Annotated in this window: 38 protein-coding genes; 3 read left to right on the forward strand and 35 right to left on the reverse strand. The window is 69.0% G+C overall.

From position 1 onward, the window contains the following. Positions 1–42 precede the first annotated feature (42 nt). The 12 genes from ACFUJR_RS14770 to ACFUJR_RS14825 all read right to left on the reverse strand — a co-directional run bounded on the left by ACFUJR_RS14770 (position 43) and on the right by ACFUJR_RS14825 (position 10,513). The gene (locus tag ACFUJR_RS14770) at positions 43–813 is read right to left on the reverse strand and encodes a hypothetical protein (RefSeq protein WP_383166355.1); all 771 of its coding nucleotides are present in this window, start codon (positions 811–813) and stop codon (positions 43–45) included. Then, positions 794–2,269 (reverse strand): phage portal protein, encoded by a 1,476-nt coding sequence (locus ACFUJR_RS14775; RefSeq protein ID WP_383166352.1) that lies wholly within the window; start codon positions 2,267–2,269, stop codon positions 794–796. Before ACFUJR_RS14775 ends, ACFUJR_RS14770 begins: the two co-directional genes overlap by 20 nt. Then, on the reverse strand, positions 2,215–3,945 hold the full coding sequence (locus tag ACFUJR_RS14780) for a terminase (protein WP_383166349.1): 1,731 nt from the start codon (positions 3,943–3,945) through the stop codon (positions 2,215–2,217). The genes ACFUJR_RS14775 and ACFUJR_RS14780 overlap by 55 nt, the downstream gene beginning before the upstream one ends. Further along, entirely contained in the window at positions 3,938–4,399 is a 462-nt protein-coding gene (locus ACFUJR_RS14785) for a hypothetical protein (protein WP_383166346.1), read from the reverse strand. The genes ACFUJR_RS14780 and ACFUJR_RS14785 overlap by 8 nt, the downstream gene beginning before the upstream one ends. A gap of 130 nt (positions 4,400–4,529) precedes the next feature. Then, positions 4,530–5,285: an HNH endonuclease gene (locus ACFUJR_RS14790; protein ID WP_383450422.1), complete on the reverse strand. Its 756-nt coding sequence runs from the start codon at positions 5,283–5,285 to the stop codon at positions 4,530–4,532. A gap of 308 nt (positions 5,286–5,593) precedes the next feature. Continuing rightward, positions 5,594–5,803 (reverse strand): hypothetical protein, encoded by a 210-nt coding sequence (locus ACFUJR_RS14795; RefSeq protein WP_383166343.1) that lies wholly within the window; start codon positions 5,801–5,803, stop codon positions 5,594–5,596. Positions 5,804–6,092: 289 nt separating this feature from the next. Beyond that, on the reverse strand, positions 6,093–6,974 hold the full coding sequence (locus tag ACFUJR_RS14800; protein ID WP_383166341.1) for an NAD-dependent epimerase/dehydratase family protein: 882 nt from the start codon (positions 6,972–6,974) through the stop codon (positions 6,093–6,095). Beyond that, positions 6,974–7,573: a class I SAM-dependent methyltransferase gene (locus ACFUJR_RS14805; protein WP_383166338.1), complete on the reverse strand. Its 600-nt coding sequence runs from the start codon at positions 7,571–7,573 to the stop codon at positions 6,974–6,976. The genes ACFUJR_RS14800 and ACFUJR_RS14805 overlap by 1 nt, the downstream gene beginning before the upstream one ends. Beyond that, entirely contained in the window at positions 7,570–8,268 is a 699-nt protein-coding gene (locus ACFUJR_RS14810; RefSeq protein WP_383166335.1) for a glycosyltransferase family 2 protein, read from the reverse strand. The genes ACFUJR_RS14805 and ACFUJR_RS14810 overlap by 4 nt, the downstream gene beginning before the upstream one ends. A gap of 19 nt (positions 8,269–8,287) precedes the next feature. Next, positions 8,288–9,598, reverse strand: coding sequence for a hypothetical protein (locus ACFUJR_RS14815; RefSeq protein WP_383166332.1), 1,311 nt, complete (start codon positions 9,596–9,598; stop codon positions 8,288–8,290). Positions 9,599–9,619: 21 nt separating this feature from the next. After that, positions 9,620–10,192, reverse strand: a complete 573-nt coding sequence (locus tag ACFUJR_RS14820) for a DUF4352 domain-containing protein (RefSeq protein ID WP_383166329.1) — start codon at positions 10,190–10,192, stop codon at positions 9,620–9,622. 84 nt (positions 10,193–10,276) lie between these two features. Continuing rightward, positions 10,277–10,513, reverse strand: coding sequence for a DNA-binding protein (locus tag ACFUJR_RS14825; RefSeq protein WP_383166327.1), 237 nt, complete (start codon positions 10,511–10,513; stop codon positions 10,277–10,279). 158 nt (positions 10,514–10,671) lie between these two features. Between ACFUJR_RS14825 and ACFUJR_RS14830 the strand changes: the two genes are divergently transcribed. After that, positions 10,672–10,860: a hypothetical protein gene (locus tag ACFUJR_RS14830; protein WP_383166324.1), complete on the forward strand. Its 189-nt coding sequence runs from the start codon at positions 10,672–10,674 to the stop codon at positions 10,858–10,860. A gap of 176 nt (positions 10,861–11,036) precedes the next feature. On the opposite strand, the gene ACFUJR_RS14835 is transcribed toward ACFUJR_RS14830, so the two are convergent. The 15 genes from ACFUJR_RS14835 to ACFUJR_RS14905 all read right to left on the reverse strand — a co-directional run bounded on the left by ACFUJR_RS14835 (position 11,037) and on the right by ACFUJR_RS14905 (position 18,095). Continuing rightward, positions 11,037–11,630 (reverse strand): hypothetical protein, encoded by a 594-nt coding sequence (locus ACFUJR_RS14835; protein WP_383166321.1) that lies wholly within the window; start codon positions 11,628–11,630, stop codon positions 11,037–11,039. Continuing rightward, a complete protein-coding gene (locus ACFUJR_RS14840) occupies positions 11,630–12,040 on the reverse strand; it encodes a hypothetical protein (RefSeq protein WP_383166318.1) in 411 nt (136 codons plus the stop codon). The genes ACFUJR_RS14835 and ACFUJR_RS14840 overlap by 1 nt, the downstream gene beginning before the upstream one ends. Before the next feature lie 50 nt (positions 12,041–12,090). Next, on the reverse strand, positions 12,091–12,336 hold the full coding sequence (locus tag ACFUJR_RS14845; RefSeq protein WP_383166315.1) for a hypothetical protein: 246 nt from the start codon (positions 12,334–12,336) through the stop codon (positions 12,091–12,093). 200 nt (positions 12,337–12,536) lie between these two features. Then, complete coding sequence (locus ACFUJR_RS14850; protein ID WP_383166312.1) at positions 12,537–14,567, reverse strand: hypothetical protein; 2,031 nt, start codon at positions 14,565–14,567, stop codon at positions 12,537–12,539. Positions 14,568–14,577: 10 nt separating this feature from the next. Further along, positions 14,578–15,780 carry a hypothetical protein gene (locus tag ACFUJR_RS14855; protein WP_383166309.1) on the reverse strand — a complete coding sequence of 401 codons (1,203 nt, stop codon included), beginning with the start codon at positions 15,778–15,780 and terminating at the stop codon, positions 14,578–14,580. Between the two features lie 21 nt (positions 15,781–15,801). After that, the gene (locus tag ACFUJR_RS14860; protein WP_383166306.1) at positions 15,802–16,011 is read right to left on the reverse strand and encodes a hypothetical protein; all 210 of its coding nucleotides are present in this window, start codon (positions 16,009–16,011) and stop codon (positions 15,802–15,804) included. Next, positions 16,008–16,307, reverse strand: coding sequence for a hypothetical protein (locus ACFUJR_RS14865; protein WP_383166303.1), 300 nt, complete (start codon positions 16,305–16,307; stop codon positions 16,008–16,010). The genes ACFUJR_RS14860 and ACFUJR_RS14865 overlap by 4 nt, the downstream gene beginning before the upstream one ends. Before the next feature lie 51 nt (positions 16,308–16,358). Beyond that, a complete protein-coding gene (locus ACFUJR_RS14870; RefSeq protein WP_383166300.1) occupies positions 16,359–16,511 on the reverse strand; it encodes a pRL2-8 in 153 nt (50 codons plus the stop codon). A gap of 3 nt (positions 16,512–16,514) precedes the next feature. Next, the gene (locus ACFUJR_RS14875; protein ID WP_383166296.1) at positions 16,515–16,745 is read right to left on the reverse strand and encodes a hypothetical protein; all 231 of its coding nucleotides are present in this window, start codon (positions 16,743–16,745) and stop codon (positions 16,515–16,517) included. 31 nt (positions 16,746–16,776) lie between these two features. Then, a complete protein-coding gene (locus tag ACFUJR_RS14880; RefSeq protein ID WP_383166293.1) occupies positions 16,777–16,953 on the reverse strand; it encodes a hypothetical protein in 177 nt (58 codons plus the stop codon). Between the two features lie 91 nt (positions 16,954–17,044). Beyond that, positions 17,045–17,173, reverse strand: coding sequence for a hypothetical protein (locus tag ACFUJR_RS14885; protein WP_383166290.1), 129 nt, complete (start codon positions 17,171–17,173; stop codon positions 17,045–17,047). A 4-nt stretch (positions 17,174–17,177) separates the two neighbouring features. Continuing rightward, positions 17,178–17,402: a hypothetical protein gene (locus ACFUJR_RS14890; RefSeq protein ID WP_383166287.1), complete on the reverse strand. Its 225-nt coding sequence runs from the start codon at positions 17,400–17,402 to the stop codon at positions 17,178–17,180. Then, positions 17,399–17,578, reverse strand: a complete 180-nt coding sequence (locus tag ACFUJR_RS14895) for a hypothetical protein (protein WP_383166285.1) — start codon at positions 17,576–17,578, stop codon at positions 17,399–17,401. Before ACFUJR_RS14895 ends, ACFUJR_RS14890 begins: the two co-directional genes overlap by 4 nt. Beyond that, positions 17,575–17,859, reverse strand: a complete 285-nt coding sequence (locus ACFUJR_RS14900; RefSeq protein ID WP_383166282.1) for a hypothetical protein — start codon at positions 17,857–17,859, stop codon at positions 17,575–17,577. Before ACFUJR_RS14900 ends, ACFUJR_RS14895 begins: the two co-directional genes overlap by 4 nt. Continuing rightward, entirely contained in the window at positions 17,856–18,095 is a 240-nt protein-coding gene (locus ACFUJR_RS14905) for a helix-turn-helix domain-containing protein (RefSeq protein WP_383166279.1), read from the reverse strand. The genes ACFUJR_RS14900 and ACFUJR_RS14905 overlap by 4 nt, the downstream gene beginning before the upstream one ends. Positions 18,096–18,346: 251 nt before the next feature. Between ACFUJR_RS14905 and ACFUJR_RS14910 the strand changes: the two genes are divergently transcribed. Next, on the forward strand, positions 18,347–19,120 hold the full coding sequence (locus ACFUJR_RS14910; RefSeq protein WP_383166276.1) for a GntR family transcriptional regulator: 774 nt from the start codon (positions 18,347–18,349) through the stop codon (positions 19,118–19,120). A gap of 83 nt (positions 19,121–19,203) precedes the next feature. Then, the gene (locus ACFUJR_RS14915) at positions 19,204–19,401 is read left to right on the forward strand and encodes a hypothetical protein (RefSeq protein WP_383166273.1); all 198 of its coding nucleotides are present in this window, start codon (positions 19,204–19,206) and stop codon (positions 19,399–19,401) included. Here ACFUJR_RS14915 and ACFUJR_RS14920 read toward each other — a convergent pair. The 8 genes from ACFUJR_RS14920 to ACFUJR_RS14955 all read right to left on the reverse strand — a co-directional run bounded on the left by ACFUJR_RS14920 (position 19,398) and on the right by ACFUJR_RS14955 (position 23,114). Further along, a complete protein-coding gene (locus tag ACFUJR_RS14920; protein ID WP_383166270.1) occupies positions 19,398–19,934 on the reverse strand; it encodes a hypothetical protein in 537 nt (178 codons plus the stop codon). The genes ACFUJR_RS14915 and ACFUJR_RS14920 overlap by 4 nt on opposite strands. 50 nt (positions 19,935–19,984) lie before the next feature. Next, positions 19,985–20,614: a hypothetical protein gene (locus tag ACFUJR_RS14925; protein WP_383166267.1), complete on the reverse strand. Its 630-nt coding sequence runs from the start codon at positions 20,612–20,614 to the stop codon at positions 19,985–19,987. A 42-nt stretch (positions 20,615–20,656) separates the two neighbouring features. Then, on the reverse strand, positions 20,657–21,400 hold the full coding sequence (locus ACFUJR_RS14930; protein WP_383166264.1) for a DNA-methyltransferase: 744 nt from the start codon (positions 21,398–21,400) through the stop codon (positions 20,657–20,659). Further along, the gene (locus tag ACFUJR_RS14935) at positions 21,397–21,825 is read right to left on the reverse strand and encodes a hypothetical protein (protein ID WP_383166261.1); all 429 of its coding nucleotides are present in this window, start codon (positions 21,823–21,825) and stop codon (positions 21,397–21,399) included. Before ACFUJR_RS14935 ends, ACFUJR_RS14930 begins: the two co-directional genes overlap by 4 nt. Further along, entirely contained in the window at positions 21,822–22,166 is a 345-nt protein-coding gene (locus tag ACFUJR_RS14940; protein ID WP_383166258.1) for a LuxR C-terminal-related transcriptional regulator, read from the reverse strand. Before ACFUJR_RS14940 ends, ACFUJR_RS14935 begins: the two co-directional genes overlap by 4 nt. A 235-nt stretch (positions 22,167–22,401) precedes the next feature. Further along, positions 22,402–22,575, reverse strand: coding sequence for a hypothetical protein (locus ACFUJR_RS14945; protein WP_383166255.1), 174 nt, complete (start codon positions 22,573–22,575; stop codon positions 22,402–22,404). Then, positions 22,572–22,715, reverse strand: coding sequence for a hypothetical protein (locus ACFUJR_RS14950; RefSeq protein ID WP_383166252.1), 144 nt, complete (start codon positions 22,713–22,715; stop codon positions 22,572–22,574). Before ACFUJR_RS14950 ends, ACFUJR_RS14945 begins: the two co-directional genes overlap by 4 nt. A 96-nt stretch (positions 22,716–22,811) precedes the next feature. Beyond that, complete coding sequence (locus tag ACFUJR_RS14955) at positions 22,812–23,114, reverse strand: hypothetical protein (protein ID WP_383166250.1); 303 nt, start codon at positions 23,112–23,114, stop codon at positions 22,812–22,814. Positions 23,115–23,209 lie beyond the last annotated feature (95 nt).

Genomic DNA, 23,209 nt, shown 5'->3' on the forward strand with positions numbered 1-23,209 from the left:
CCGGGGGCTGAGAAAGGCCGCCACCGGGGCGGCCAGGGTGACTTACAGAGCGGGCGTGTGCCCGTGTTCGGCGAGCGCCAGGCGGAACCGCCTCAGCTGATCGCCCGAGTGAGGCGCCGCGAACTCGCGGTACAGCCGCTCCCACTCACGTGCTGGGTCGGACAGCTCGAACCGCTGCCCCTTGAACACCGGGACCACGCCGCAGTGGCAGCCGTCATGGGCCCGGAAGTCGGCGGTGTCCTGCTTGTACACAGCGCCTCGGACCGCAAGGAGCTTGCAGAAACTGCAAGCTCCAAGCGCTGCGGACCGCGCCCATGCTGTGGCCTGCCGGTCTTGCCGCACTGCCTCCTGGACGGTGCCGCGGCCCTGATCAGTCACCAGTTTCTGAGCGACAGCCTCAGCCTTCTTCTGCGCCTGTTCGAGGCGGACGTCCATCGGTTGCCGTTGCGCTTCCGTGGTATCCGGGTCCTCCGGGTCGCGAGGCCAGAGATCCTTCGTCGCCCACCGCAGACTGTCGTCGACCTGCTCGTCCGGCGGCGGGTCCACCAGCGGAACGGTGAACCGGCCCGTGACTCGGGCGGCAACCCGCTCGGCGTCGTAGTAGTCGGCGGCCAGTGCGGACGAGGCGGCCCCGTACTGGTCCACCAACGCCCGTACAGCGGTGATCCAGTCGGGGATGGTGGCTTCGAGCCGGGACGGGATGATGACGCGCCGCAAGCCCCGCATGTCTCGCACCAGGAGCCGCGTCAGGCCGCGCTGGGCCTGACGCTGCCTACGAGCCGCCGCGCCCCCGTCAGAGGTCGTCGTCGCCATCCTCGGCCTCCGGGTCCGTTCCTTCCTCGACGCCCGCAGTCAGCGAGGAGAGAAGCTGGCGGCCCTGGGCGCGACGACGATCGGCGGTCACGCGCTGCCGCTGGTCCTCGGTGAGGCCGGCCATCTCCAGAAGCACATCCGACTCTGCCGGGATGATGCCGGCCTGGGCCAGCTTCACCGCTGCGTCGGTCTGAGCAGCGATCGTCGGCGTAGCAGGGTTCCGCCACACCGTCTCCAGCCGACGTGACCTCTCCGGCGGCTCCCCGTCCCGGACCCACAGCGCCAGCCGCATCGCATCCCGGTGCGTGGCGCCAAAGCGCCGGATACGGCGCTCCGCCTTCTTCACCAGCATGGCTTCCGAGGAGCGGATCGCGTCCGCCGAGGCGGGGTTGTCGCTGGTGTAGCCGAGCATGTGCGGCGGCAGACCGAGCTGCGTCGCCATGATCCGCGCGTACAGATCGATGATCTTCGTCATGCCGGAAGGGTCGTGAGCAGCAAACGCGCCGACCGTCGGCACGTTGCCGTCCTCGTCTCGCTCCAGCGCCAGGACGCGGCCGATGTACGTCTCCCAGGCACTCTTAGCGTTGCCCGCCGGGTCCTGGAAGGCGGATTCAGACGCTCCCAGGATGTACCGCTGCGGAGCACCGAAGAACTCGGCCTGCACCTCGATACCCATCAGCCGGCGGCAGGCGGCGTCCGTGATGGACATGACCTCCGGCGTGATCTCCGACTTCCCGACGCGGTCCGCGGTTCGCTGGCGATTGGCCATCCGCAGCACCGGCACCATGCCGAGTTTGTGCTCGTCGCGATCCAGGACCACCCAGCCGCCGTCGGCCTGCACGACGTAGATCGTCTGGTCCGGCAGGTACAGCGTGATCAGACGCTCGTCCGAAGCCAGCCCGTAGTCGTACTGGTCAGCCTGGCACTCACGAAGCGCAGCCGTACCCACGCGGAGACGCGCATCCCACGCCAGAGTCATGTCCAGCGGCGACTCGAAAGTCACCAGCGGAAGGTCAGTGTCCTCGCCCGAACCGGCCGCCACGTACTCGCGGCCGTAGGTCAGCGCGTCCAGGTGGCCGAGGGACGCCTCGTCGTACCAGTCATTGGCCTCAGCGATCTCCTCAAGCTCCGAGCTGTCGGCGCCGTCGGCCCATCGGAACGCCTCCAGGTCCAAGCGCTGCTCGAGCGCTTCCACGCCGATCCTCGGCCAGCCGATGACCGTGTGAAGAGTGCGCAGCTGAGGCGGAATGGAGATCCCGAGGTCGCGGATCACCTGCTCACCGTTGAAGTAGGCGTCCAGGATGCCGAGCTTGGTCCGCTGAGTCAGCAGGTCCGACCGCAGCAGGCCGAGCATCGACTCCTCGTACTCCGAGAGCCCCAGCAGGGGCAGGGTGGGAATCGTCACCGCAACACCACCACCCTCCCCTTGCCGCGCGCCGTTGAGCGCTTCACCCAAGCCGGGCTGTTCATGACCATGCGGCGCAGCATCCGCGCACCGATAGCGCACACCGCCAGGTCGACCTTCCGGGACGACTCGCGATGCTCCTTGCCGATCGTGTAGCCCCACCGGTTAGTGCGGCGGCGAGCGTTCGCTACGTGCTGACGCAGCACCCTGTGGCCGTCGTGCGTCAACTGGCGCTCCAGAACGTCCCGGTAGAACCGGTCCACGGCCTCGGTGAACACCTGCTGGCGGCGCGTGTCGCGCATGTCCCACATCACCGCATGCTGGCCGTGGCCGGAAGCAACAGCCTTCAGCTTGAGCCGCTTGCCGTACCTCTGAGCCCAGGCGTCGATGTAGCCGTCCCAGTACCGTTCGCCATCCGCATCGTCGAACCCCGAACCTGGGTCGGCGAAGAAGGCCAGCGGCTTGTACGTGGCGAAGGCCAGGTCCACTACTCCGTCAACCTCCTCGCGGGGCACTCGCCACGGAACCCCGTCCGGCCAGTTCGGCCGTCGCTGCCACACGCCGAGAGTCTGCAGGTGCCCGTCGGACAGGCGGCAAGCCACCAGGCCCGTCGCATCGTCCGACTTCGAGCCGTCGAAGAAGAGAACTATCTCGTCGCCCGGCTGCAGCTCGATGCCCTCATGCGGGCAGGCGTTCCATTCGTAGGTCGCCAGGTAGGCGTCCTCAGAAGCGGTGATCTGGTTGAACCAGAACCGCCGGGAGCGGGATGGCGGGTTGCGGACGTCGAGGATCGACGCCTTCAGTCGCTCGATGTCCAGCCACACGGAATCGCCGCGGACCGCCCGCAGAGTCGGCTCGATCCACTCCTCCGTCAGCTTGGCCTCAGCCGGCGCCTCGAGGCTGTCGTAGAACAGCCCGACGTCGGCAGCGCGGCCCGCCTCTGTCGATTCAAAGGCCTCTCGCGTGCGCTCGGCAACGCTGTCCTCGCCGGGCTCGTAAGCGTTGGTGTTGGCCAACGTCCGGGACATGCCGTCTGCCGACTTGGTCGCGTTGCGCTCGATCACGGCAGCCATCTCGTGACCCTGGTTGGACTCAACCCAATGGTGGGTTTCCCCGAGGTTCACTGAGGTCGGCCGGCCGCCCTCCAGTGCTCGCGGCGAAGAGGTGACCGCCTCAATTCGGGCCCGGCCCTTGTCCGCGTAGATGATCTCCTTGCCGAGGTCGATGCGGAACTCCTCGATCGCACGCTTCGTCAAGATCGACGGAAACAGCGTCATCGTGTTCCGGGTCTGGTCCTGCGAGACCGCGGCAATCTGCACCCACGCCGCAGGGTGCGGCTGCCCTAGTGGCTGCCCAGGCGGCACGCCCCACTCGTTGCCCTCGTCAGCAACCTCACCGAAACGGCATGGGCCCACGAACTCGAACGCCGACCAGGTCGCGATCAGCGGGTCCTTACCCCAGCCCTTCAACCGCTGGATCACGCCGTCACGCCACAGGAACCGATTCGTCGCCGGATCCATGGCGTACCACCACAGCGTCAGGCGAGCCTGCTCCGGCGTGTACCGCCACGGGGCTCCGACGTAGTGCTGCAGGTACGTAGCCGTCCAGGCGAGGGCCTGCCAGCCGAGCGTGTACTCGGGGAGAACGAACTTGCCGCCCTCGCCACGCTGCCACGTCGGGCCGATCGTGAAGGGCGTGACGACCTCGGGAACTTCGCTGTCAGCCACCGATCGACGAGCGGTAGTCGGCGATGGCCGTGACCGACGCCGGCACCACCTTCACAGCCGGCTTACGCTCCAGCTCGATGCGGACACGGCGCCGATCCCCCTCCGTCGTCAGCAGGCTCGCCATCACGCTGTTGAGGGCCGCGACGTACTGGCCATTCGGCGGCCGGTCCTCCAGTAGGCCTCGGGACATGAGCTCCGCGGCGTACCGCGCCATCGCCCAGTCGGACGGCTGGTAGAAGGCGGCCTGCCCTGACTCGCGCAGGGACAGGTACCAATCCCTCGCTATCGGGTGCCACAGCTGGTCTGGCTCCGGCAGGTCCGGCAGGTCGGCCGGCGGGGTAGAGGGGGCCTTGACCAGGCCGACGTCGTCGTTTTTGTTGCGCCGCCGGCGCGCTTCAGAGCGCTCCGGGATGGGACCACGCGTGCCCATGGCGACCTCCAGGGTCTGACGCACGCCTCCGGGGCGCGCTGGGGCGGTTTGGCGACGCCGCGCGGGCGCCTAGGAAACCCGTACAGAAAGTCGTGATCTATACGGCCCCGATCGGGAAGATAGGGGGGAGGGGGAGGGGGTGCCAGGGTGGTGGCTACGCCGCCTGCTTGATCCCCTCCGCCTGGTGGCCCCGATCTCTCTTGATCGAGTTGCACATGAAGTGAGCGCACTGCACGTTGGCCGGCTCATGCGTGCCGCCTTTGGCGAGCGGGATGACGTGGTCGATGGTCGGCGCCTGAGGGTGCGGAACGACCTCGGCGCGCGCGACTGGTTCGTGACACAGCTGACATGTCCACCGGTCCCGTTCGTACACCTCAGTCCGGTTGACGGGGGCGACGAAGGCGTTGCGCTCTAGGGCGCGCCGCTTATCCTTGCTCGCCCGACGACCGCAGCGTGGCGAGCAGTTCTGGTCCCGTGGGTTGTCGGTAACGAAGCAGGTCGAACACATAGGACAGCGCGCCCCGAACCATCTCCGTCGTAGGGGCTTGAGCACCGTCACGGCTTGAGGTCGCGGCATGCGCTGGTGCAGCTTGCCTGCGAGTACGACCTGAGCGTGCGCCGCATGTTTGGCCTGGTACCAGCACGCATGTGAGCAGTACCTCGCTGCCTTGGTGGTGACCACAGCCTCGCGTCCACAGCGTTTACATGTGATCGCATACTGCCGCTTCTTGCCTCGGTCGTAGAGCCGCGTCTGGTAGTACCCGTGCCGTGCCTTGTAACGGCGCTGATACGCCCGCATGCGCTCGGCATTGAAGGCCCGCTTGCAGTCAAGGCCGCCACATTGTTTGCGGCGAGAGCTGCTCATGGGCGCACCACAGTAAGGGCAGGGGTTCATTCTGTCTCCAGGCATGCAGAAGGCCCGATGCCTGGAGACATCGGGCCTTCCTTCCTGCGGGAGCTACCCGCAGGTGTCGTTGGTTGGGTGGGTCAGCGCCGGCGGCCCACGTTCCTGCGGTCGCCTGGCCATACGCCTGTGCGTGCTCGGTGCATGCGTGCGCAGTACCCCTTGGCCCTGGGTCCTAGGTACTTGGCCAGCTGCCGGCTGCACCTGGTGAAGTCACCGGGTGTGCCCCATCGGACCTTGGCTGCCCCAGCACCAGTACTCCAGTAGCGCTTGAGCGCGCTGGCGTTACCCGCCTTGCCCTTAGCCACAGTTCGTCACTCCTTCTGTGGCGCGGGCTGCTCGTCCTGCTCCGCTTCTACCCGCTGGATGTGGGCTCCTTGCCCGCTTGGTATGGCGAAGCAGATTCCCTCGCTGTCCCTGAACACTGCCCAGCCGGCCTCGAGAGAGAGGGTGAGGGCAGGGTCCTCGATGAGAATGTCTTCGCGGCGCTGCTCGGCGGGGTGCTGGATCAAGTAGGCCGGCATCACTTCACCCCGGGGTGTTTCTCGGGCGGGCGGGTTCTTCCGGGCCGGGGGTTTTCGCGCTGGGCCTGGTTTCCTTCGAGGCTGCTCTTCTGGTCGTGGCAGGGGCCACACACGCCTTGCAGGCCGGCGTCACTGTGGTCGTCGGCCTTGGCGACGATATGGTCGCAGAAGGCGCTGGGTCGGACCCCGCAGAGCTTGCAGATCGGATCCCGCTTGAGGATGCGGGCCCGGATGCGGCGCCAATTCGGCGGGAGCCGCTTCACGCGGTTCGAGCCCTGCCATCGGCCGCTCATGCCGCGAGCGCCCGCCGGATGCCCTCGTCGAGGGTGACCTTGGGCGTGTAGAAGTCGAGCATCCTGCTCGGGTCGCTCACCCGATGGTGGACGCCCTGGGGTGCGGTGGCGATGTGGTCGAGGTCGGGGCTGTACCCAGCCTCGGCGGTGACCAGGCAGGCCAGTTCGTCGAAGCTGGTGGCCTTGCCCGTGCCGAGGTTGACCGGCCCCTGAACGCCTTGCTCGACGGCCGCGAGGGTGGCACCGACGAGGTCGTCGATGTGGATCCAGTCGCGGGTGCTGGACCCGTCGCCCCAGATGTCGAACGGCGCCTGGCGTTGCCTGGCTCGCTCGATGAAGGCCGGGAACGGGTACGTCTCGTCCTGGTCGGTGCCGTAGCCGGAGAAGGGCCGCAGGATCGTCATGCGAGTACCTGCAGCCTCCGCGTACTGGCACAGCTGCTCGCCCGTGAGCTTGGCCAGGCCGTAGGTCGCATCGGGCCGGCCGGGGCTGGCGTAGTCGATGTCGGTCTCGACGAGCCGCCGGATGACGCCCGGCTTCTGAAGTGCGATCGGGTAGGCAGCCGACGAGCTGAAGTACACGGCCCGCGGGGTCTTGGTTCGGGCGAGCCAGCGCATGTACCAGGCGTCGAGCGCCAGGTTGGTCGCCACTCCAAGGGGTGAGCCGTCGATGCTGGCCCGGCCGCCGACTATGGCAGCGCAGTGGATGGCGAGGTCGAACCGCTCGTCGTCGCGGCGGAAGAGGTCGAGGGCGTCGATGCTGTGGACGATCGGCGTGGTCTTGAGGTCGATGCCGAGTACGTGGTCTCCGCGGTCAAGGAGCGCTTGGTGCAGGTGCCGGCCCACGAACCCAGCCGCGCCAGTCAGGAGGACTCGCATTAGCTGCCCGCCTTCACAGCCTTGAACACGGGCCACGGCAGATCGCTGTCGAGCCGCTTGAGCCCGACGCGCCTGCAGATGTCGTCCTGGCGCTCACGGTCCCAGGTGGTGACGCTGATCCAGCCCTCCCCCTCCGAAGGCTGGTCGGAGACAGGCCAGTCGAGGACGAGGAGCCCGTTGACGCGTACCGCAGCCCGCAGCCCGGCGATGATCGCCTCACAGGCCTCGTAGCCGTGGTGGATGAGAACGGCAAGGGAGACGACGGCGTCAGTCTTCTTCCCGAGCTTGTCCGCAAGGTCGGTGCCGTCGCTGAGGACGGTCGGCATGTCCGGGTCTCGTTCTCCGAGGCCCTCGAGCATGGCTTCAGATCCGTCTGCCCCGGTGACGTCGTAGCCGAGCTGACGCAGCGGTACGGCGACACGGCCGTCACCGCAGCCGAAGTCGACAACCTTGCAGCCCTTCGGGAGCACGTCGGCCAGGAGTTCCGCCTGCGCCTCACCGGAAGCCTGGTAGGCGTCCTCGGAGATGCCGCGGGTGGGGTGAATGGCTGCGGGGTCGGCCTCGTTCCACGCGCTGATGATGTCGCCGATGCCGCTCACGCTGCCTCCTCCACCAGTGCCCGGAGCTTCTCAAGGTCGGCCTGCAGGCCGCCGTTGTCGCGGTAGTCGTAGTAGGCGGTCGCGTCCGCGGTGGACATCTCCGGGCTGTTGCACTCCTGGTAGCCGGCGTCCAGGGGCGCCTTACCGTTCGCGGGGTGCATGTGCTCGAGGACGACATCGTCGAGGTAGGTGATCCGCTGCATGCCGCGGCCCCATTCGAGCCAGACGAGGTCGAGGCACAGGTGAACGAGTGCGGGCGGCGCCATATAGCCGAGGGTGGTCACGATGTCGGACGTCATGGCGACGGCAGTGGGCATGAGGGGGCCCTGCAGCAGGTCGTTGCCGTAGACGATGCCGGGGCCGCCGGACATGCAGACACGGAACCGCTCGTCCCAGCCGACGGTGCGGGGCCGGTGGTCGTCGCCCATGAAGGCAAGGAACCGGTAGCGGGCCGCGTACTCGACGGCGACCTTATTGAGGGTGCCGCACAGGCGAAGCCGAGGCCCGGTCACCCAGTGGATCCGCGGGTCGTTGATGGACTCCATGTGCTCGCGGTAACCGGCGAGCATCGGATCATCGTCATCGACAGCGAACAGCAGATCGGAGGTGGCGCCGGTCTGCCGCCAGCAGTCGAGGATGGCGGGAACGCTGTCGGGCCGGCCGCGGGTGGGCACGATCATCAGCAGGTCGTCCATGCAGCGCCCCTTTCTCGGTTCAGGCGATGCGGGTGAGGCGGAGCCATGAGCCCGTCTTGAGGACGGTCGGGATGGCGTTGGTGGTCGTCTGGGCCCACCGGAACTGGAGAGTCCCGGCGGTGCCTCCCACGCGGAGTACTCCGCGAGGACAGACGGCGGATCCGGCCGCGATGACGCCGACCCCGGACGAGGTGGCTTCGTCGTTGCGCTGCAGCTTGATGCTTCCGATGTTGTTGGCGTTGCCGGCAGAGACGCCGCCCTCGGTCCACGACATGACCGCGCCTGCAGGCACCGACCAGCCCATCGAGAAGTCGGCGGCCGGATCGGCCTCGACGTCGAGGTACAGGTCGACGGCATACCAGCCGCCCGCGGCTACGGCGATGAACAGGTGGTCGTCGTCCTGGAGCGTGTTGTTGGTGACCGACTCGTCAGCGGTTTTCGCGGCGACGAGGGTCTCGGCTTCGAGTGCCGTGGCTCGGTTCTCCAGGGCTTGGACGCGGTTCAGGGCGTCGTCGATGAACCCGTTGAGCGTGTTTCCGGAGGTCATCGGGTAGTAGGCGGCGTCGCCGTAGGCACGGTCGCCGTGCGGGTCGGTGGCCGCTGTGTGCGCCGAGACCTTGGATGTGGCGTCAGTTGCAGCAGCCGTCTGCGCCGCGTCAGCCTTGCTCTGTGCTCCTGCGGGAGTCTCTGCGCCGATGCTGGCTGGGGTGACGGGGTCACCGCCTCCGCTGCCGTGCGAGGTCGCGTGGGCGGTGGGTGTGCGGGAGTTGGTTGTCGTCGGGTCGGTCGACCGGAGGGCGATGTTGGCTCCGGCGCCGGCGGCTCCGAGTTCGGGCTGCGGCCCGGTCTCGCCCTGCGGCCCTTCCGGGCCTGCGGGGCCGGTGGGGCCAGTCGCTCCCGTGGCGCCTGTCGGGCCTTCGGGTCCAGCTGGGCCTGTCGCGCCCGTAGGGCCAGCCGGCCCGGTGACGACGGTGTACTCGCCCTCAGCTGCGGCAGTCGGCGCCACGTCAGCCAGATCGACCGCGGGGGCAGCCAGGGGCAGCGAGAGCGGATAGGAGCGGCCGGGCGCGTCGTACCAGCGCTCAGTGACCCGATACGTCCAGCCGGTCGGCGTGACGTCGGGGTCGTCGGTGGCCAGCAGGGTGACAGACACGGCGCCTTGCTCGTCGAGCGTCGCTTCGATCGTGCCGAGCAGCAGGACTCCGTGCGTGGCGGAGGTGAGGATGGCAGGCTCGGGCCGGAACAGGAGCTTGCCCTTGAACGGTGTGCCGTCGGCGTGGACATAGGTTCCGGTGACGGTAACCCCGGAGAGGCCGGGAGGCAGCGACATCGCACCTCCCGGGAGTCTCGGCTACTGCAGCTTCCACTGCCCTGTCTGGTCGGAGAATCCGGAGTTCATCCCGAACTGCACCGTGGTGATCTTCGAGTTCTTGGGAACCTCGAAGACCTCCCAGCCGAGCGCCTTGTCGCCAGGCTGGAGAGTGACGCTGGCCGCCATGGACGGGCCGGCCTTGATGTCAGCAATGACGCCGCCGAATCGCTGGCCTTCGCTATCGGCGACCTGCATGCCGTTGCTGGGGCTGTCGTCGTACACCGCGGTGCCGGTGTTGACGATCTCGACCTGGAGGCCGATCCACCGGTTGCCGTCGTCAGGGCTGAAGAACTCGTCGCCCGGTACAGCAGGATCGGACACCTTCTTGATGGTGACGGCGAGCTGCTGGCCCTCTTCGAAGCCCTTGAGGGTGATGGCGTCACCGACGCCCGCATCCTTCGGTGCTGCCGTTGGCTGGCTGCTCGGCGACTCCGGGGCGGCCGGTGGGGTGTCCGTCGGGTTCGGCTTGGTGGTGACTTCCGGTTCACCCTGGCAGGCGGCGAGGCCGAGGCAGAGGGTGGCCGCGAGGGTGGCAAGGGTGGTGCGTCGCATGGTCCCCCCAGGACGTTGCGTGATGAGAGGCCTCATCATGCGACCGGGGCGGGTGGAGCGGAGGCGGTGTCTCCGTTCTGTTACCTACGCGGCCTTTGCTCTGGCAGGCATGGGCGGGACTTCGCCGGAGGTGATGAGTTCGCCCGTGTCTTCGTCTCTGTAAGCCCTGTTGAGCTCGAACACGTTGTACCGGACCTTTCCGCGGCCGGAGCCGTAGCGACGGATGCGGCCTTCGTATGCCCAACGCCGGATGGTGACTCCTGGCCTTCCCGCGTAGTAGGCAGCGGCTTCTTCGTCGACGAGAGCAAGGCGGTCGGCCATGTTCACCTCCGCCGGGTACGCAAAAGGCCGCCCGTTGCGGGGCGGCCTCAGTAGTCACATGTGTCCAGTGAGAGCAGATTACGTTCGCCCAGATCATCGCGTCAAGCTATGCCGAGTTCTGCTGCGATAGGCCTCGGCTATTCGCCAGACTGCTCCGCATGGCGACGGTGTTTACGGTGCAGTCGGATTCCGAGGTCGAGTGCCGGGCGGAGTTGGAGCGTCTGTGCCGGGATTTCGGGCTGAGGCCGGCGTCGCTGCCGCGGGAGTATCTGGGGACGGGCCGGTGGATGGCTCGGGCGACGCCGGAGGCCCCCGCGGGTGGCGAGGGCCGGGCGGTGGAGCGGTAGCTAGTCGTCGCAGTCGCAGTTCTCGAACAACTGCCTGCATTCATCGCAGCGGGGGCAGTCGCAGCCGCAGGGGTGGCCGTGTCCGCAGTGGCACTGGCACATGCCTTCGCCGCAGGGCTCGAGGTCGTCGTCGGTCATGGGACTCCTTCAGAGGTTGTTGGTGGTCATACCCGGGCTTAGCTCTCTGCTGCAAGAGCCCGCTGTGCGGCGGCCTCGACGAGCTGGATGGCCTGTTCTTTGGTGCGTCCGCCGACCTGGTTCCAGTCGCCGATGAGGGCACCCCATCCTCGGGAGCGGAGTTCGGCAAGCACGTGGCCGGCGGCGGTATGGGCGGTGTCTGCGGTGCCGACTCCGAGGTGGACGGCGGTGCAGATGGCGCCGCAGATGCAGCGCCGTCCTCGGCGGTCGCGTAGATGGTGGGGACGGTTCTGCCAGCCCCACTCCCGCAACACGGCGGCGGCGACGTACAGCTGGGTGGAGGCGGGGTGGGCGGAGTTGTAGCCGCGCCAGGCCTTATCAGGGAGGATGCGGGCGAGCCGGCCGGGGAGCCGGACGTCGACGGGCGGCCGTGTGCCGTGCGGGTTGCTCACGCCGAAGGCTTCGGCGACGAGCTCGGCGACGGTCTTGGTGAGGAGCCCACGCGCGGCCCGGCTTGCGGGGGCGGTCCGCCCGCACCTTGCGGCCAGCCGGGCGAACTGATCATCGACGACCGCGCTGTTGACGAGGCGGGCGGCGGCCTGCTCGAGGCCGGCCGGGGTGAGGGTTGCCATCAGAACCATCCGCGGCGGCCTGCGGCGACGGGCTTCCTGTCGCTGCCCCCGGCGGCCTTCTGCAGCTTTTCGACGAGCCGCGGGTTGGGCCGGTGCGTGCGGCCCGGGGAGGCGATGTTGGTGGCGCCCGCGGGCGGCTCGCTGTAGACGGCGCGGTAGCGGTGGAGGAGGCCGACGGCGGAGATCTCGCCGCGGCCGTTGCGGGAGTTGGGGCTGCAGACCATGAGGGTGCCGGTGAAGTCGAGGGCGCGCTCCTTGATGACGATGTACTCGGTGTAGACCTTCGGGTCGGTGATGGCGTTGGCGCCGGTGTTGTCCTGGACGATGTAGAGCCGGTCGCCGGGGCGGATGTCGCGGGCGAGCTGCTTGGCGCCGCTGCGGGTGGCGTCGTACTTGTACTTGAGGGCCATGATCGGGTTCTCCTTGATGGGTTCAGGTGTGAGGGAGGGCTCCGGTTGGGTTACTTCTCGCGCAGCGAGTAGCGGACGAGGAGGACGTCCTCGGCGGGGATGCTGTGTGTCTGCGCGTACATGGCCCTGACTCCTGCGAGGAGGGAGCCCACGGTGGCGCCGGGCTGCGGGGTGTAGCTGCCGGTCAGGTCGTGAGAGGGCTGCGGGCCGTACCCCTGTGGGCGGCGCACGAGCGTGGCGCTCCACGCGTACTTGTTGGCGGTGAGCGGGGTGGCCGGGTTGCTGTAGTCGGGCATGGGTTTCTCCTTCAGGATGTGGTTGTTCTTCACATATGGGGCGTGACAGGGCCTGGTGCGGCCCGTGACCGTGCAGGTCAGAGCGCTGCGGGTGGGTGTGACGGGGGCGTGACGCGTAACGGGCTGGCCGGGGCGGTCACGCCCCCGTAGCGGGGGGCGTCACGGGCTTGACCTGCGGCGTAACACCCGCCTGGTGCCGCCTAGAGGTGCAATCCGGTGGCGAGGGCGTCGATCGTGGAGAGGTAGTAGCCGCGTCCTCCGCGCCACTGCTTGGTCTTCATGTCGGCGTGCGGGTCGAGCTGGGCGGCCTGCTTGCGGAGGGCGTCCTGGAAGCGGGCCATGGCCTTAGCCGGGTCCTCGTCGTCCTGCGGCGCCCAGGTCTCGGAGGCGGAGGAGACGTAGTCGTAGATCTCCTCGCTGGTCATGCGTTCCGGATCGTCGTTGGCGGTGAAGGCCAACCTGGCGAGTTCGACGGCCTCGGGCAGGACGGCGGACGGCTTGACGGTGTGGAGGTCGTCGAAGGTGACGCCGGCGGACTCCAGGGAGATGTCGTCGATCCAGGGCCGTCCGGCGGCGGCGCGGTCGGCAGCGCGGGCCTTGCCTTCGTCGCGGGTCATGGCGATGAACTTGTGGATGAGGGGGTCGGCGGAGCCACCGCCCATAATGTAGGCCTTGCCAGCGTCGGCGGGGTCTTCGCCTTGGGCGGGGTGGAGCCGGTCGGGCCGCCAGCCGTTGGCGCCGGCGCCCGCGCCGAGCACCTGGACGATGTCCTGGTGCCTGGACGGGCCGACGATCTTCAGGGCGATGCTGTCGGCGATGGCGGCGCCGATCGAGTCCTTGGTGGCCTCTTGCGCGGCGAGACCAATCTGGACGCGGGACTTGCGGCCGACGCGAAGGATGGCGACGACGAGGGCCTTGGCCTTCTGGGACAGCTGCGGGTACTCGTCGATGAGGGCGACGATCGCCGGGTATTCGCGGGACGGGATCCAGTTGTCGTCCATGCCGAGCTTCCCCAGGAGGGTGGCTCGGGCCTTCGCGACCTTCAGCAGCTTCTCCAGGACGGCCTCGATGAGGTGCATCTGGTCGGCGCCGACGACCCGGACACCGACTGCGTCAGCGAGGGGCTCGAGGCCGTTGCCGCCGGGGTCGAGGTCGATGACGACGGTGTCCTCGCAGGCGGTGAGGACGTCGCCGATGGACCGCATGGTGACGGACTTGCCGCCGCCGGATGAGGCGATGACGATGAAGTGCAGGCCGAGGAAAGAGAGCTCGGTGTGCTGGCCGTCCATGCGCAGGGCCAGGAGGGCCTTGCTGCGCAGGCGGAGGCTGTTGGGAGCCCGGTCAGGCAGTGACGGCATCTTGACGAACGGGTCGCCTTCGACGAGCCGGAGGGTGGCGCGGGCGCGGCTGGTGCGCAGCGGCTGGCAGAGCAGGCCGTCGACGGGAAGGTCGAGCGGGGTCTCCAGGTCGCCAGCCTTGGCGATGAGGTCGGCGGGGGTGCCCTTCTTGAGGCGGACGTTGATCTCCCAGCCCCAGTCGTAGCGGCGCCCGGCCTCGACCTCGGCGACCGCGATGCCTTCGGAGACGAGGGCGCGGCGGACGCATTCGGCGGCTTCGGTGCGGGTGGTGGCGTCGGCGATCGGGAACGGCTCGCCGTCGGCGGCGAGGATTTCGATGCGGCCGGGGTCGTCCTCGAGATGGATGGCGTCGGGTCGGCCGCGCCAGGCGCCGTAGGCGACGGTGGCCATGCCCATGAGGATGCTCGTCCAGAGTCCGCCGGCGACGACGGAGTATCCGGCGGCCGTTCCGCTCGTTGCCATCCATGCACCGGACTTGGCGGTGAACATGAGCCGGTGGTGCTTGTAGGCGTCACGGAGCCGCTGGACGTCCCGCTTCGCGGCCTGCTCTTCTCCGGCGTCGCCGCGGGCGGCCTTCAGGTCGGCTCGGGCGGTGCGGATCATCTGCGGGTAGTCGTCGTGGAAGGCGTCGACCCAACGTCCGCCGAGGCGCCAGTAGCCGCGGGCTGCCCAGCCGAGATAGAGCCCGTTGGTGAGGGCGTGCCCCCCGGCGAGCTTTGCCCGCTCGCCAGCGGACAGGATCCACGTTGGCCGGGTGGCGACAGCGGTTCCCTGGTGCTCGACAACCGTGCCCTCGACGGGCTGGTCGGCGTCGTCCTTGACGAGGGTCAGCGACGGACGCTCATAGTGCTGCTCGGTGGTCGGCGTGGCCATGACTGACTCCTCAGTGCTGGTGGCCGTTGACGGCCGGGATGCGGTGGGGGGTCCGCTGGGCGAGCGCCATCTCACGAAGCTTCGCGGCGTCTTCCAGTCGAATGTGGATGCGCTTGGAGATCTGCCGGGCGGACAGCTCCCGGCCCTTCACCGCAAGCTCGTCGGCGAGGGTGTGAACCTCGGGCAGTCGCTCGGCGAGAGCAGCCTCCCGAGCCTTCTCGTCGGCAAGGTTCGAAGAGGCCTGCTTCCCAGACGGGAAGCGGGTTGTACGGCCCTTCGGACGCTTCGACACGGGGGTACTTTCACCCCCGTCCGCGAGGAGCGGAGAGCGACCGGGAAGGGGGTCGGTGAGCCGCTCCAGGAGAGCGGCACGAATCGCCTTGCCATCCGTCTTGGGCAACTCCAGCGACTGCGCGAGGCGAGCCTGCGAGCGGGTCGCGGCGGCGTGCAGCTCGGGAGTCATGCCGAGCTTCGCGGTTCCGTTGACGATCGACCATGCGGCGTTGAAGGCTTCCTCGAAGGAGAGCGTCCCGTACTCGGCCGCAGACAACAGTCGGTCGGCGAGCCTGGCCTCCCGTGGGTGGTCCTTCCGGCGCTTCTTCTCGTGCCGTTGGCGCGCCTTGGCGGTCGCATCCTTCGGCTTCGCCTTGTGGCGGCCGGCCATGACCATGTGGAAGAGCGCGACGGGCACGATCGACGAGGCGGCAAGGATGGCGCCGAGCCACCAGGCCTTCTCCAGGCCGTGGGCGAAGTTGATGGACGCGGCTGCGGTGGTGAAGGTCCAGATTGCGATCCGGTAGGGCCACACGGCGCGGCCTGCCTTGAGGGCCTTCACCTCTCCGGCGGTTGCCGCCCACGCCCCGGCTTCGAGCATGAAGGCCAGGAGTGCTGCGAGCCCGGCGAACACGCCAGCGCCCGTGAGTGCGTCGAGCTGGAAGTAGAACGCGGGGATCATGCCCGCGACCATGACGGCGAGCGCTGCGGCGAGGTCGGTGTTGACGGCGACCCAGTCGGTCCGCTGCTTCCATGCGGCCTTCCGCTCGCGCTTCTTGCGGCGCTTCTCTGCCTCGGCGGCGGCGTTCTCTTCGCGGCGGCGCTGGCGGGCGGCCTCTTCGGCCTTGAGGCGCCGGTCGAGGGCGGCGTCGGCGTCCTTACGCGACTCGGCGCGGTCGGCCGCATTGTTCAGGCGGCGCTCTTCGGACCAGCTGCTCACGGTGATCGCTTCCTTCCTGGGTTAGCTGTGGGTGGTGCGCTGGGGTGGGACGGTGGCGGTTTTGATGCGCTGTTCGTCGAGGAGGCCGTCGCCGAGGAGGGCGGCGAGCGCGAGGAGCCCGATGGCGATGCGCATGGGCCAGGCGAACTCGATGCCGAAGAACCAGGCGAGGCCGGCGAAGATGAGCAGGACCCGGAGCTTGGTCAGGCCGACCAGCCAGTCGGCGGTCACGACCACTCCCACGACTCTCGGGCCTTCGCGGCACGGATCGCGGACTGGCCGATCTGCTGGGCCATTGCCGCCCAATCGTCGGGGAGGTATCCGGCCGCGAGCAGGAGTGCGTCGCCGACCTTCTGGGCCTGCTCCGGCTGCACCTTGAACGGGTCGCCGGACCGGCGGCCCATGACGGCGCTGACGTGCGCCCAGTCCTGGCGGGTGAGGATGCCGCTGCATCGCCTAGCCAGCTCGGCCATGCCGCTGTACGAGTAGCCGTACTTGGTGCCGCCGTGCGAGATGTTCCAGCCCATGACGGGCCCCTTTCGGTAGTGGGGGTCAGTTCTGCGGGGTGAGTGGGTGGGCTACCACCAGCTCCAGCTCTTCCGCCGGTCGGGGCACCCGTTCTTGGCGTGGTCTTCGCAGGGCTCGCACGGTGCCTTCTGGTCGCCGAGGCCGAACCAGTTGCCGCGGTGCAGCTCGGCGTGCTCCTCGCACTGCGGGCACTTGTCGGCCATCGGTCAGGCGGCGGCGGGCTGGGTGAGGTCGGCGAGCTCGTCGAGGAGGCGGGGCCCGTCGGTGGTAGAGGCGTCGATCTGGGCGGCGAGGTACTCGGCGGACAGCTGGCCGAGCCGGTTCCCGGTACGGATGGCGGTCAGGTAGTCGGCGACGACACCGGCTCGGACGGCGGCCTCAGCCTCGGCGAGGGCCTGCTCGGACGGGCCGTCGGACGGGATCAGGGTGAGCGGCATGGCGGGCTCCTTCAGGTCTGTGGGGTGGGGGTCAGCGGGTGATGTGGCGGGCGACGAGGCCTGCGGCGGCGCGGAGGGCGTCGTACTGGGCGGTGGCCTTCGGGTCGCCGCCGTTGCGCTCGGCCTGCAGCCATTCGGCCTCGACGGTGGCGAGCGAGCGGGCCACGTTCTTGATGGCCTCGGTCTCGCTGCGACTGCGTTCGGGCATGGCAGGTCTCCTCCGGTGCGGAGCGGAAGTGGGGTTGGGTGCCGGGGCCGGTCGGGAGGGGGATTGCCCGCCGGCCCCGGCGGTCTAGGGGTTAGCGGCGGGCGGCGAGCAGGCAGTCGGCCTGGTATCGCGCGTCCTCGGCCGCCTTCTGGGCTTCCTGGGCGCGGGCCGGAGCGGCCTGCGCCTCACGGTCGGCGTCGGTCAGTTCCTGCGGGGACACGGGGTCACCGGGCCTTGCGGGCCTGGTCGGCGTCGATGGCGTCGAGCAGGCCGGCGAGCACGTAGGCGAGGCCGTAGGCGGCGCGGATCATCTCGTCGCCGTCGTGGAGGTTCGCGCGGCCCTTCTCGGCGAGCACGGCGCGAGCCCGGTCCCGGGCATGGTCCAAGTCCCGGGACCACACGGGCCCGTCCTTCTCCGGGTCGAACAGGGGGGTTACCGAGTCGGTCATGACGCGGCCCTCCCCTGCTCGCTGAGGCTGGCGCGGACGTGGGAGGCGGCAGCGTGGGCGTCGCGGTCGGCCTGCGACATCTCGACCACGGACGGGCCCCGGCCGACCTTCCGGCCAACGGCGATACGGCGACGCTGCGGGGCGGGGACGGTGGCCTCGACCGTGGGGGCGCTCATCGGGCACCGCCGTAGGTGCGGACCTCGAGCGACGCGGGGAGCTGGGCCATCTCGGCGCCGAGAAGCCGGCCGACGAGCATGCGGGCCATCGTGTTCCGCTGGCGGGCCGAGCGGCCTCGCGGGAGGACGATGTGGTTCCCGCCGGACTGACCGGCGATCGCGATGCCCTCGAAGTTGTCGTAGCGCTTCGGTGCGATGATGACCGTGGCGTTCGCCTCAGCCAGCAGCTCCGGGAGCGGAGCGGTAACAAGGCGGGCGGGGGTGGAGGTCTCGTTCTTCACGAGGCCACCGCCAGGTCGCTGGCGGGGATGCCGCGGTCGGCAACGTACTGGTCGAAGGCGGCGCGACTAATGCGGATGGTGCCGCGGCCGGCGCCGACCCGGTACGACGCGATGTCGCCCTGTCGGACCAGCACATACACAGTCTGGACGTTGACGCCGAGTGCGGTAGCGACGTCCTTCACCCTGAGGGGCGTAGTCGGCGGCTGCTTGACCGCCACGGTAAGGTGGGCGTGCATCGGTTTCCTCCAAGATTCGCGATGCTCGGCCCCTCTGGGCGCGGTGTTGGTAGCACCGCGATCCCCCGGTGGGGCCTTTCTCGTTGCAGCACTAGGACTTGCAAGCCCTGTAAAAGCTGCGAACACCGAGAACGTTATAACGAGTGAGACGACTCCGCAAGGGAGTCAGCAAGCAACGCACCGTAGCTTTGCTAGACCGCAGGTCAGAGGGATGCTCTACTGGTCCTATCGAGTAATCAAGGAAGGGTCTGATGGCTGCACGGCACGGGAAGAGCGCATACGAACAGGTCGCCGCCGACCTCCGCGCACAGATCATGGACGGAGAGCTGCAGGCGGAGGACCCAATCCCGTCTGAAGCCAAGCTGATGACCTACTACGGGGTCTCTCGCATCGTTGTCCGCATGGCCGTCGACCTCCTCAAGAACGAGGGGCTCGTGGAAAAGCAGCAGGGCAGGGGGACCTTCGTTCGTGCGCAAACTCCGCCCGGCAAACGCATCGCCGGGGACCTGTACGGCACCCGCCCCAAGAGTTCGCCAGTCGAGGCCGCTGCTGCCCGCGCAGGCCAGCAAGCTAATTGGCGTTACGGAACGCAGCACACGACGGCGACGAAGGCGATCGCCGACCGTTTGGCCATCGAGCCTGGGGCAGCCGTGGTGCGCACGGACTACACGTTCCTCGCGAATGATGAGCCGATCAAGCTGTCCACGTCCTACGAGCCGCTCGAGCTCACAGGCGGAACACCCATCGAACACCCAGAAGGAAGCTCGGTCACCGGGGTCGTCCCTCGGTTCGATTCCATCGGGCTGCACATCACGCACGTGACAGAAGACGTTGTGGCTCGCGCAGCGCGCCCCCATGAGGCGGAGCAACTTAAGACCGCGGCCGGCGTGCCCGTCTTCGTCATCACCCGCACCTACTACGTGGACGAGCGCCCTGTTGAAACTTGCGACATCGTCGTGGCGGCGGACCGATACTCACTCTCGTACACGCTCCCCCTTCCTCCTTACAGCGAGACGGGCGCCTGACCCCAGACATGCGAAAGGTCCGCCACTCCTTTGAGTGGCGGGCTTCGTCGTGTCCTGCCCGCCCTGCCGCCGGTTGTCTCGTCATGGACTACGAGGAGTTCACGGCCCCGATCACCGGCACCATCCCGGACGCCCCCCGCCTGCCGTTGCTGACTGCGGCGGAGGCGCGTGAGGCGGTGGGGTACCTGCGGCTGCTGGAGTCGCTGGATCTGACGCCGCGGGGTGCGGCGGCCGGGGAACTCGCCCGCGGCCTCGCGAGTCGGCTGCCGGCGGAGCGCTAGCGCCAGAAGAGCAGTCGGCGACGACCCGCAGAACGGTCGAGAACACGCTCGGGCTGCTGTTGGTGCTGTCGCTTCCATCGAAGCCCCTGGGCGTCGGTGAAGGCGAAGGTGCAGCGCAGCGTGTCGTCCCGGCTCAGTCGACGCTGCAGGTTGATCTCGCTGCTTCCCGGGCGGCGAAAGCTCTTGGCGCCGAAGAGCTTGTAGGCTCCGGGGGCAACGACCTCGATCGCCGACTCCTCGTCCTCCGCGTCTTCAGTGCCTGCCACCCAAGCAGTGGCGCCGTCTTCAAGGACCTCCACTCGCACGATCGTGAGGGCGAGGATGGGGGCCATGCTGTGGTTGGTGATGGCAAAGCCCTGCGGGTGTCGGTGAACAGTGACCAGGCGCGCCTGGGCGGCGTCGGAGTCTTCCTTGTCGAGCCGGCGGCGCCGCCCCTCATTCGCCGCGACGAACAAGGCCACGATCACGGCGCCGAGCGTCCCCCAAGCGCTGACTTGGTCCCACCACTCCACGGCCTCTGGCAGCTCAGGCATTCTTCCCTCCCCGCCCCGGTCAAGGCGCCGGGGCGAAGGAAGCGTAGCCGCTAGGCCGCGGCCCGCCTGCCGGCGAGCGGCAGTCGCAGGATCTCGCTGTGCCCGTAGTCGGCCCCGCATCCGCTGCACGTCTCACCGCGGGTGTTGAGCGTGGTGCGGATGACGTGCCCGCAGGGGCAGGCGACGGGGATCCGGCGGGCGGGCTTCTCGCCGCCGGTGATGCCGGTCAGAGTGCGGTGGATCAGGTTGATCTCGTCGGCGAAGGAATCCGCCGCCGGGTGGTTCCCGGCGGCCCAGCCGAGGTTGAATCGCAAGGTCCGGCAGGCGTGGTCGACTCGCTGCTGCAGGGTGCCGCATTCGTTGAGCTCGGCATGGCCGTGCTCGTCCCAGTCCCGCACCCACGTCTCGAGCGGCCCCAGAACGCCTCCGCCGGCGCACTGGAGCGACAGGATGTCGACCCGCAGCGGCGCCGGCGCGGTCTTGCTGCCGGACACGGACGGCCCGCCCGATCCGCTGCCACGCTGAAGGTGGTGGGCGAGCTGGGCGTACAGGCCGCGCGGGCCCTGGATGGTGGCGAGTTGCTGGGCGGTTCGGTCCTCGCACCGGCAGCAGAGAACGCGGCCGAGCTCGTCGTCGCGGAGGTTGTAGGCGCAGCGGGGGCAGGACGGGAAGTCGTTCACGGCGGCTCTCCTTGCGGCGGTGCGAGTGCGGGCGGGGCGGGGCTAGGCGATGTCGAGGATGAGGGTGGATAGCCGGTTGGCGGCGGCTTCGGCGTAGGCCTCGTTGGCTTCGATGCCGATGGCGCGGCGGCCGGTGAGGCGGGCAGCGTCGAGGGTGCTGCCGGAGCCGGCGAACGGGTCGAGGACGAGGCCACCGCGGGGGCAGGCGTACTCCAGAAGCGGGATCAGCACTTCCAGCGGCTTCTCGGTCGGGTGTCGCTTCTGGTGGCGGACGGCTCCGGCTTTGATGACGGACCGGGCGAGGCGGGTGCCGTCGTCGGTGTAGTGGTGGGCGCCGATGCTGCCGGTGTGGGGTGTGCGGGAGTCGCGGGCGCGGGCGGACTTGTCGGGGCCGCTGTAGCTGGTGCGCGGGGTGTCGTGGTGGATGTGGCGCCAGTCGCCGCGGTACCAGTGAGTGGCGATCTCGTGGACGCGGCGAAAGCGGTCGGTCGCGAAACCCGAGCCGTTGTTCTTCTCCCAGATGACGTCCTGGGAGAGCTTCCAGTCGGCGAAGTCGTCGCGGCGGTCGAGGAACATGCGCATGGACCCGAAGCACCACATGGACGAGGCGACGGTGGCGGCGAGCACGGGCCATTTGTCGGGCCACGTGTCCCAGGTGAGCGCGGTCTCGCCGTAGGGCGGATCGGTGACGATGCAGTCCGCCTGCAGCCCAAGCTCGGGGAGGAGTTCGCGCATGTCACCGAGGTACAGGGTGACGCTGTCGTCGGCGTAGTACGGCGTGGTCACGCCTGCTCCTTGGGGTCGACCGTGTCGAGGAGTTCCTGCAGCCGGATGGGTATGTCGCCGTCGTGGCGGAGGTGTTCGGGGTCGATGCCGTGGCGGATGAGGTGGACGCGGATCTCATCGAGGTAGCCGGTCGTGGTGCGGCGGGCCTGGTGGGCGAGGTCGAGGCGGGTGCGGAGTTGCTCGGTCTCCTGGTCGCGGACGGCGCGGAGGGCGTCGGCGATGGCGTCTCGGCCCTCGATGGCGAGCCAGAACCCGGCCCGATTGAGGGCGGTGGTGATCGTGTCGAGGACGGCCGCACGAGGTTCGAGGCTCTGTACGCCCGCCTGAGGCGCGCTCGCCGCCCCCGAGTCCCGATCCTTGGATTCGCCGCCAGAGTCCGCCACAGAGGCGCTCAGGCCCTCTCGCGGGGTCGAGTTGGGGTTCATGCAGCCTGCTCCTTCGGGTTCGTAGCGAGCCGTCCGGCTCGACGGTCGGCTTCGTGGCGGGCGTTGGCGGCTCGGCAGGCGAGGCACGGGTCTTCTCGCCGGCGCAGGTGCCGGAGGTATGCGGCGCGGTCTCCGCAGTCGGGGCGCTGGCCGATGAGGCCAGCCATCCCCGCCAGGTGCACGGCGTGGGCGATGTTCAGCGCCTTGCACTGGTGGCGGATGACGCGCTCGTGCCAGTCGACGGTGCTGACCGCGATGTGCTCGTGGCGGGCGATCTGCGGCCCCGAGAGGCCCTGGGCGCGGAGCCACAGGATTCGTCGCTGCCGGTCGGAGAGGTCCACTAGAGGCTCCTGATCACGTTCACAACGGGTCGGTCGGGTATCTGGGGCCGGGCTGCTCCGCGTCCGTGGTCGGCGGGTACGCGGCGTGCCCACCGGCGGCGGGGCTGGGGGCGGCTGGCCTTCGCGTCGGCCTCCGCCTCCCAGCCGTCGTGGAAGAGCGGCGGTTGGTGCATGGTTCCTCCGTGTGGGGCGTGCTGGCCTGGGGAGGTTGTGGGCACGCCCCACTGCTGTGTGGTCAGGGGCGGCTGGTGAGGTGCCAGCCTCGGCAGGCGGGGCAGCGATAGGCGCGGCATTCGTGGCGGTTGCCGTGGCCTACGTCGATGCGGGCGAGGGCGAGCTTGGCCGCGAGCTCGTCGCGGTAGCGGGCTTTGCCGCTGATGCAAGTGGTGTGCGGAGAGCGCCCGGTCACGTCTGCTCCTGGTGCTCGTCGAGGGCGGCGAGGTAGTGGCGGAGGCTGGCGGGGGGCCACGTGGGGGCGACGGGGGTGGCGAGGGCGTCGTGGAGGTCGGGCCAGAGGGTGGCGATGGTGCGGAGGGTGGTGGCGGTCATCGTGGCGCTCCGTGTGCTGGGTGGAACGGGTACGGTGTGGTCACCGTGTGGGGCGTGCTGGCCTGGGGAGGTCTGAGGCACGCCCCACTGCTGTGTTCAGGCGCCGGTCGGGCCGGGGCAGATGTACGGGTAAGACATGCGGCGGGTGTCGCAGGCGGGGCAGTCCTCGGCGTTCCCGCCGCCGTGGACGGGCAGTCGTTGCTCGACGGTGGCTTCGTCCCAGGCGTGTCCGCAGCGGTCGCACTCGCGGTGGAGGCGTGGGTTCGGGGTGAAGTCGTGGACCTGCTCGCCAGTTTCGTGGAGGCAGTCACCGATGGCCCGGTACTCGGTGCGGGCTCCGTGGTTGCCGCACTTGGTGCAGCGCGGGCTGTCGCCGGAGTACGGCGGGTAGTCGGTCACGGCTGCTCCTGGTGCTCGTCGAGGGCGGCTCCATGTCCGACGCCAATGCCGGAGAGGTAAACCCACGCCTCACGGTAGGTGTAAGCCGCAGCGCT

The sequence above is a fragment of the Streptomyces sp. NPDC057271 genome (genome assembly GCF_042668715.1).
Classification (GTDB): Bacteria; Actinomycetota; Actinomycetes; order Streptomycetales; family Streptomycetaceae; genus Streptomyces.